At 41.4% G+C, this 7,685-nt stretch carries 7 protein-coding genes; 6 read left to right on the top strand and 1 reads right to left on the bottom strand.

Features of this window, described 5'->3' with window-relative positions:
• Positions 1–227 precede the first annotated feature (227 nt).
• Together RZO55_RS14105 and RZO55_RS14100 are read left to right on the top strand one after the other, a co-directional pair.
• A complete protein-coding gene (locus tag RZO55_RS14105) occupies positions 228–1,349 on the top strand; it encodes a CobW family GTP-binding protein (RefSeq protein ID WP_318064902.1) in 1,122 nt (373 codons plus the stop codon).
• Positions 1,350–1,372: 23 nt separating this feature from the next.
• Positions 1,373–1,840 (top strand): low molecular weight protein-tyrosine-phosphatase, encoded by a 468-nt coding sequence (locus RZO55_RS14100; RefSeq protein ID WP_318064901.1) that lies wholly within the window; start codon positions 1,373–1,375, stop codon positions 1,838–1,840.
• A gap of 62 nt (positions 1,841–1,902) precedes the next feature.
• Here the strand turns inward: RZO55_RS14100 and RZO55_RS14095 are convergent, their stop codons facing one another.
• A complete protein-coding gene (locus tag RZO55_RS14095) occupies positions 1,903–2,937 on the bottom strand; it encodes an HD-GYP domain-containing protein (RefSeq protein WP_318064900.1) in 1,035 nt (344 codons plus the stop codon).
• A 351-nt stretch (positions 2,938–3,288) separates the two neighbouring features.
• Between RZO55_RS14095 and spoIIID the strand changes: the two genes are divergently transcribed.
• The 4 genes from spoIIID (at position 3,289) to RZO55_RS14075 (ending at position 7,684) form a co-directional block, all read left to right on the top strand.
• Complete coding sequence (spoIIID, locus tag RZO55_RS14090; RefSeq protein WP_097006808.1) at positions 3,289–3,564, top strand: sporulation transcriptional regulator SpoIIID; 276 nt, start codon at positions 3,289–3,291, stop codon at positions 3,562–3,564.
• A 508-nt stretch (positions 3,565–4,072) separates the two neighbouring features.
• Positions 4,073–5,524: an aminotransferase class I/II-fold pyridoxal phosphate-dependent enzyme gene (locus RZO55_RS14085; RefSeq protein WP_318064899.1), complete on the top strand. Its 1,452-nt coding sequence runs from the start codon at positions 4,073–4,075 to the stop codon at positions 5,522–5,524.
• A 31-nt stretch (positions 5,525–5,555) separates the two neighbouring features.
• Positions 5,556–6,413, top strand: coding sequence for a polyamine aminopropyltransferase (gene speE, locus RZO55_RS14080; RefSeq protein ID WP_318064898.1), 858 nt, complete (start codon positions 5,556–5,558; stop codon positions 6,411–6,413).
• Positions 6,410–7,684, top strand: coding sequence for a saccharopine dehydrogenase family protein (locus RZO55_RS14075; RefSeq protein WP_318064897.1), 1,275 nt, complete (start codon positions 6,410–6,412; stop codon positions 7,682–7,684). The genes speE and RZO55_RS14075 overlap by 4 nt, the downstream gene beginning before the upstream one ends.
• Position 7,685 lies beyond the last annotated feature (1 nt).

Raw genomic sequence — 7,685 nt, 5'->3', positions numbered from 1 at the left:
GGAGTTTAGTGCGAGGCATATCAAAACACTTAGCGAGGTATTATCGAGCTTAGCATTTTGATAAGAGGAAAGAACGGATGAAAGATATATAACAATGTGTGGTTTTGAGGGTATGTGTATTATAGAATACTGCTTAAAATTGTAATGCGTAAATCCAGGTGTGGGTTTGCGCTTTTTTTGCTATTGGAAAAAGTTGCTGTTGAATATTATAAAGTGAGATGATTAAAATGAGTAGAAAAATAAATAAGAAAACACCCGTAATATTGATTACCGGATATCTGGGTTCAGGAAAGACAACCCTGCTACAGGGATTGCTTGAGGGGCATGATAACAGCGGTCTTGCTTTAATTATAAATGATATGGGGAGTGTTAATATAGATGGAAAGCTGATAATGAATGAGGATTCTTCACAAGAAGCTGCAAAAATGGTAGAATTACAGAATGGATGTATCTGCTGCTCTTTGCGGGAAGAATTTATGAATCAGATTGAAGAACTTTCCAAAGATCAAAGAGTAAACAAAATATTAGTGGAGGCATCTGGAATCAGCAACCCCGCATCAATTGCAGAAGGCTTTTTGATGTGGGAAGACGATTCAGGCGTTTATTTGCACTCTGTAATTACAGTTGTTGATGCAGACCGGATATATAATGAATTTCTGGGTGAGATGGAAAAGCAACAGGATAAAGAAGAGGAAGAGGAGCCCGATATCATTAATCTGGTTATGGATCAGATAGAATTTTGCAGCACAATTATTTTAAATAAATGTGATCTGCTTCCTGCAGACAAAATTAATCAGGTAATAAATACAATAAAGCAGATTCAGCCAGAGGCAGAAATCATTGAGACAACATGGGGGAACGTTGATTCCAGCCTCATATTTGATGGAAAAGAGTTTGATTATGACAGAGTAATGAATTCCTCTTCCCTTCAGAAAGCGCTTGCCAGAGAAAAGCATATGGATGAATCCGGAACAGATGGTTACGGAGTGTCTTCTTTTGTTTATGAGGAAAGAAAGCCATTCGACCGACAGCGGTTTATGCTGTTTCTGGAAGAAAACTATCCTGAAACTGTAATCAGAGCCAAGGGTTATATTTGGTTCTCTGATGATGTGGTACATGCCCAGCTGTTTGAACAGGCAGGAAGAAATGCTTCTGTCTCAGAAGCGACCAGTTGGGTAGCAGCCTTGCCGGAAGATGAAAAAGAGGAGATCTTAAGAACTTACCCCGACGTGTTGGAAGACTGGGATGAGATCTATGGTGATCGTATGAATCAGATTGTATTTATTGGAAGGGACTATAATAAAGAAGGTATGATAATGTTGCTAAATAGTTGTATTGCAGAAAAATGAAGAAATGAGAGGGATTTAAACCTATGATAAATATACTGTTTGTCTGCCTTGGTAACATATGCAGATCCCCTATGGCAGAGTTTGTAATGAAAGATTTGATTGAAAAGAAAAATCTGACGAAAGAATTTTACATTGCTTCTGCAGCCACCAGTGCAGAAGAAACCGGTAATCCAGTTCATCACGGAACCCGAAATAAGTTAAGGGAATTGGGAATTTCCACAGCAGGCAAGTACGCGGTTCAGATAAAGAAGAGTGATTACGGAAAATATGACTATATACTTGGGATGGAACAGAGGAATATTGCGGGAATTATGCGTATTGTGGGGGGAGATCCAAAGGGGAAGATAAAACGGCTTCTGGATTACAGTCTGAATCCCAGGGATATCGCTGATCCATGGTTTACCGGTGATTTTGAAGAGACGTATCATGATGTAAAAGAGGGGTGTGAAGCTTTACTGGCTTCTATTCTTAAGTCGGAAAAGTTTATATAAGGATAAAAATAGGTGGACATTCTCCAGATTATTGGCGAAGTCCACTTATTTTAACGTTCATACTAATCATCCAGGTCTATAATAGTTATGTTCAGCGCTTCACTGGATAAATTGATTTCCTTGCCAGCAATACTGGCAGGATTGATGAAACGGATTATCGGCCGCAGTGAGAATCCTGGTGTGTTATCTTTTACAACGGCGGTACTTCCGTCGCTTAATTTAACAATTGTGCCGATCGGATAAGCGGAAACGCATTGGAAGAAAGCAGATAATAGCTCAGGGTCAAAATGTGAGTTGCAGCAGCTTGTCAGATAATCAAATATCTTACGCGGATTCCAGGCCTTTCGGTACGGTCTCGTGGCACTTAAGGCATCATAAACATCTGCGATTGCAAGTATACGTCCGTAAAGTGGAATGTTCTCCCCGGCAAGACCAAAAGGATACCCGCTTCCGTCATACTTTTCATGATGGGTCTGAATACCCTGAAGCACGGCCTGTGAGATGGAAGTGCAGTCAAACAGCTTGTTATAGGACAGGCTGGGATGCTGTTTCATTACTTCATATTCTTCATTTGTCAGAGGACCGGGTTTATTGGTGATTTCGATTGGAATATCTGTTTTACCAATATCATGGAGTAGTCCGCACAGGGCTAAATCGTTAAGCTTTGAAACAGAGAGTCCGATATACCTCCCAATAAGTACGCTTAAAATTCCTACATAAAGGCTATGGGAGTAGGTATAGCTGTCATAATCTCTGATATCAATCATTTGAAAAAGATACTTGTCCATATTCAGGACATTCATAACAACGGTTTTGGCAACGTCAGCAATATTCTCATAGATTTGTCTGCTGGTCTGAAATGTCACCTTTTTCAGACTTTCATCAAATGTTTCCTGTATGCTGATCAGCATTTTTGCCTTTAATTCTGGTTCCACAATATCTTCCGGCTCAATTCCTTCTGTAAGCGCAGTCTGAATATAGGCACCTTGAATTCCGATATTCATCATTCTGTTAATAGTACGCTCATTAAGTTCGTAACCAGCCACGGCAAAAGGCAGCATTGGGTTTAAACCAGGTATGTTGCGGGCCAACTCCATACCTTCAGTCAATTTCTCAATAGGAAGATAAATCAATTTTTTACACCTCAACAGACTAAATGGCAGTCTCTTCTTTCTGTCAGTAGTTTCCTTTTTATGTTAAAAATAGAAATAAATTCATAGTTATATCTTAAATTATAGATGGATTTAACAAATGCGTCAATGAAAATTTATTTTTAAGTAGTTGAATTAATTAACAAAATTTTAGTTTCATTTAATACATTATTTACTTATAATGGTAATATATGGTAATTTACTACCGGTTTTACAAATGAGAAATAAAATTTATCCATTCATACTTGACCGTCATCCTGCATAAGTATGTAAAAACGTCCTAGCAGGGGGATTTTCTTGAAGGAATATATTGAGGAACGCGCGGTTGCGATCGCCAACTACATCATAGACTACCATGCAACCGTTAGGCAGACAGCAAAGAAATTTGGGATATCCAAATCTACGGTACATAAGGATGTCACGGACCGTTTAGAGCACATCAATCCGTCCCTGGCAGCCCGGGCCAGGGTGATCCTGGACATTAACAAATCCGAGCGCCATATCAGAGGCGGTCTCGCCACCAAAGAGAAATATCAGCACCGTCTTCAGATGTGCAGCAAAAAAGATTCATAAAACAAATGAGTGGGAAACAGCCGCTGTTTGAGAGATGATAAACGTTCTTAAAACAGCGGCTGTTTTGAGTCAGCAATCAAAAAAAACAAAAATTTTACAAAAAACGGGTTGACACCAATCCTTAATATATGTTATTCTTTACCCCAGTATGAAGAGACATTATCGTTTTCATGCAAATATTGACCACTTCGTAAGTATGAAGTTAAGCCCAGACGGACAGGCGGGTCAGCTGCCGAACGTGGGAAACCACATTATTGATTGAGTTAGAAGCTCAAATTTTATAAGTTGATTACTTTATAATCAGTGCGTCAGCACATCATCTTGTGAAACGATCAATAATAGCAGGGACAATATATTTGCTATGTAGACTCGAAAATGGTAATTGTCATGAATATAATGCGGACGGAGGCTTATTCCGTTAAAGATTCATGAAATTTTCAGGCAGGTGATGTACATTCACCTGCTTTTTTGATTGTAAGAAATTTATTTCAGAGAGGTAATATTTTATATGAACAGAGACGATCAGATGAGGGCTCCCATTTATGATGCCCTTGAAAACTTCCGGAAAAAACGAGTAGTACCCTTTGATGTGCCTGGACATAAGCGGGGAAGGGGCAATCCGGAGCTGGCACAGCTTCTGGGGGAGCGCTGTGTGGGACTTGATGTTAATTCAATGAAACCTTTAGATAATTTGTGCCATCCGGTTTCCGTTATACGGGATGCAGAACAACTGGCAGCAGAAGCGTTCAAAGCGGCAGACGCGTTTTTAATGGTAGGAGGAACTACCTCGGCGGTGCAGAGCATGATTCTCTCTGTCTGTAAAGCCGGGGACAAGATTATACTTCCAAGAAATGTCCATAAAAGCGCTATTAATGCATTGGTGCTTTGCGGAGCTGTTCCGGTTTATGTAAATCCGGAGGTAAACAGTATGCTTGGGATTTCACTGGGCATGGAGATCAGCAAGGTTGAGAAAGCCATTGAGGAGAATCCTGATGCAGTGGCAGTGTTTGTTAATAATCCGACTTATTATGGAATCTGTTCGGATCTGCGTTCCATCGTGCGTCTGGCTCATGCACATGGCATGAAGGTTCTTGCAGACGAAGCTCATGGAACCCATCTTTACTTTGGTAAAAATCTGCCTGTTTGTGCGATGGAGGCAGGAGCGGATATGGCGGCGGTTTCCATGCATAAATCAGGCGGAAGTCTGACACAGAGTTCACTGCTTCTGTTAAATGCCGGCGTGAACGGAGATTATGTACGCCAGATCATTAACTTAACGCAGACAACCAGTGCTTCCTATCTTCTTCTTTCAAGCCTTGATATATCCAGGCGGAATCTGGCACTCAGAGGGGAAGAATCTTTTGCAAAGGTAACGGAGATGGCAGAGTATGCCAGGGAAGAAATTAATTCCATTGGGGGATATTATGCATATGGACGGGACCTGATTAATGGTACCAGCATCTTCGACTATGATGTGACCAAGCTTTCTGTTTATACGCTGGGTATCGGACTGGCAGGAATTGAAGTATATGATCTTCTTCGGGATGAATATGATATTCAGATTGAATTCGGGGATATCTGCAATATTCTTGCCTATATTTCCATTGGTGACCGGATACAGGATATAGAACGTCTGGTGGGTGCACTTGCAGATGTAGAACGGCTTTATAAAAAGGACCGGACGGGTATGCTCTCAGGAGAATACATAGCGCCCAAAGTGGTGATTTCTCCCCAGAAGGCATTTTATTCGAATAAGGTATCCGTTCCTGTGAAAGAGTCTGCCGGTAAAATCAGCGGAGAGTTCGTTATGTGTTATCCGCCTGGAATCCCCATTCTGGCACCTGGTGAGATGATCACAGACGAGATTGTGGAATACATCGTCTATGCAAAAGAGAAGGGGTGTTCCATGCAGGGAACGGAAGATCCGGCAGTGGAAAATCTGATGGTACTGACACAATAATTTCCGGTAAGCGGGAGAGATGGAGGGAAATATGGAGATATGGTTTTCGGAATTGCATACATCCAATGTTAAGCTTTCCGTTCGGATTGACAAGCAGCTTTTTTCCGGCGAAAGTGAATATCAGAGAATCGATGTATTTGAATCCCAGGAATTCGGAAAGTTTGTGGCTCTAGACGGAGATATTGTTTTTTCAGAAAAAGATGAGTTTATTTATGATGAAATGGTTACTCATGTGCCGATGTCAGTTCATCCGGATGTGAGAAATGTGCTGATTATCGGCGGTGGTGACGGAGGAGTTGCCAAGGAGCTTTTGCAGTATCCTTCTATTGAATCCATTGACGTAGTTGAGACAGATAAGCTGTTTGTTGACGTATGCCGCGATATTTTTCCGGAGGTTGCATGCGGGCTGGAGGATAAAAGAGTCCGGGTATACTATGATGACGGACTTCGGTTTTTAAGAAATAAAAAAGAGGAATATGATCTGATCATTAATGATTCTACCGATCCCTTCGGGCATACGGAAGGGCTTTTCACCAAGGAGTTTTATGGCAGCTGTTATAAAGCGCTGAAAAGTGATGGAATCATGGTCTACCAGCATGGAAGCCCCTTTTATGATGAGGATGAACTGGCCTGCAGAAGCATGCACAGGAAGGTGTACCGTTCTTTCCCTATCAGCCGCGTGTATCAGGCACATATTCCAACCTGCCCGTCAGGATACTGGTTGTTTGGCTTTGCATCAAAAAAATATCACCCGATTAATGATTTTAAACCTGATAAATGGAACAAAATGAATATAGAAACCTGGTATTATACAACCAATCTTCACACAGGAGCATTTATGCTGCCCAAATATGTGGAAGATTTACTGGAAGAGGAGGAAATGGAATGAGCAGATTATTAGTAATCGGATGCGGCGGAGTTGCCGCAGTAGCAATCAACAAGTGTTGTCAGAACAGCGGGGTATTTACGGATATCTGCATCGCAAGCAGAACAAAGGAAAAGTGTGACGCTTTAAAGGCAAAGCTGGAAGGAAAGACAACCACAAGAATTGAGACTGCAAAAGTAGATGCGGATCACACAGATGAAGTGATTGCCCTGATCAAGAGTTATCAGCCGGATGCTGTTTTAAATGTGGCTCTTCCATATCAGGATTTGACCATTATGGACGCCTGTCTGGCTGCAGGAGTGGATTACATTGATACTGCAAACTTTGAACCGGAAGATACCGATGATCCTCAGTGGAGAGCGATTTACGAAAAACGTTGTGAAGAACTTGGCTTTACCGCATATTTTGATTATTCCTGGCAATGGGATTACAGGGAGAGATTTGAAAAGGCAAATATAACTGCTCTTCTTGGAACCGGTTTTGATCCCGGAGTTACCAGCGTATTCTCTGCTTATGCTCTTAAACATTATTTTGATGAAATCTATACCATTGATATTTTAGACTGCAACGGCGGTGATCATGGATATCCATTTGCTACAAACTTTAATCCTGAGATTAATTTAAGAGAAGTTTCTGCAAACGGTTCTTACTGGGAAGATGGTCATTGGATTGAGACAGAGCCTATGGAACTGAAATCCAGATATAATTTTCCCGAGGTTGGTGAGAAGGATATGTATCTTCTTCATCATGAAGAGATTGAGTCTCTGGCAAAGAACATTCCGGGAGTTAAGAGAATCCGCTTTTTCATGACATTTGGACAAAGCTATTTAACTCATATGAAGTGTCTGGAGAATGTAGGTATGCTTTCGACTTCTCCTGTGGAGTTTAATGGTCAGAATATTGTTCCGATTCAGTTTTTAAAGGCACTTCTGCCTGATCCGGCATCTCTGGGGCCGAGAACGGTAGGAAAGACTAACATCGGGTGCATTTTTACAGGAATCAAAGACGGAAAAGAAAAAACCATTTACATCTATAACGTATGCGATCATCAGGAGTGCTACAAAGAGGTTGAATCACAGGCGATCTCCTATACAACCGGAGTTCCGGCGATGATCGGTGCCATGATGGTGGTGACAGGACAGTGGAAAAAGCCCGGGGTTTTCAATGTAGAGGAATTTGATCCGGATCCATATATGGAGGCGTTAAACAAATGGGGCCTTCCATGGGTAGTCTGTGAAGATCCTGAGACTGTAACCGTGTGGAGACAGGAATAAC

It is taken from the genome of Clostridium boliviensis (assembly GCF_033342255.1).
Lineage (GTDB): Bacteria > Bacillota > Clostridia > Lachnospirales > Lachnospiraceae > Lacrimispora > Lacrimispora boliviensis.
This window is presented reverse-complemented; position numbering and strand designations above follow the sequence as displayed.

Coding starts and splice junctions, on each gene's coding strand:
- RZO55_RS14105 (WP_318064902.1), top strand. CDS start 228: ATGAGTAGAAAAATAAATAAGAAAACACCCGTAATATTGATTACCGGA.
- RZO55_RS14100 (WP_318064901.1), top strand. CDS start 1,373: ATGATAAATATACTGTTTGTCTGCCTTGGTAACATATGCAGATCCCCT.
- RZO55_RS14095 (WP_318064900.1), bottom strand. CDS start 2,937: ATGGAGTTGGCCCGCAACATACCTGGTTTAAACCCAATGCTGCCTTTT.
- RZO55_RS14085 (WP_318064899.1), top strand. CDS start 4,073: ATGAACAGAGACGATCAGATGAGGGCTCCCATTTATGATGCCCTTGAA.
- speE (WP_318064898.1), top strand. CDS start 5,556: ATGGAGATATGGTTTTCGGAATTGCATACATCCAATGTTAAGCTTTCC.
- RZO55_RS14075 (WP_318064897.1), top strand. CDS start 6,410: ATGAGCAGATTATTAGTAATCGGATGCGGCGGAGTTGCCGCAGTAGCA.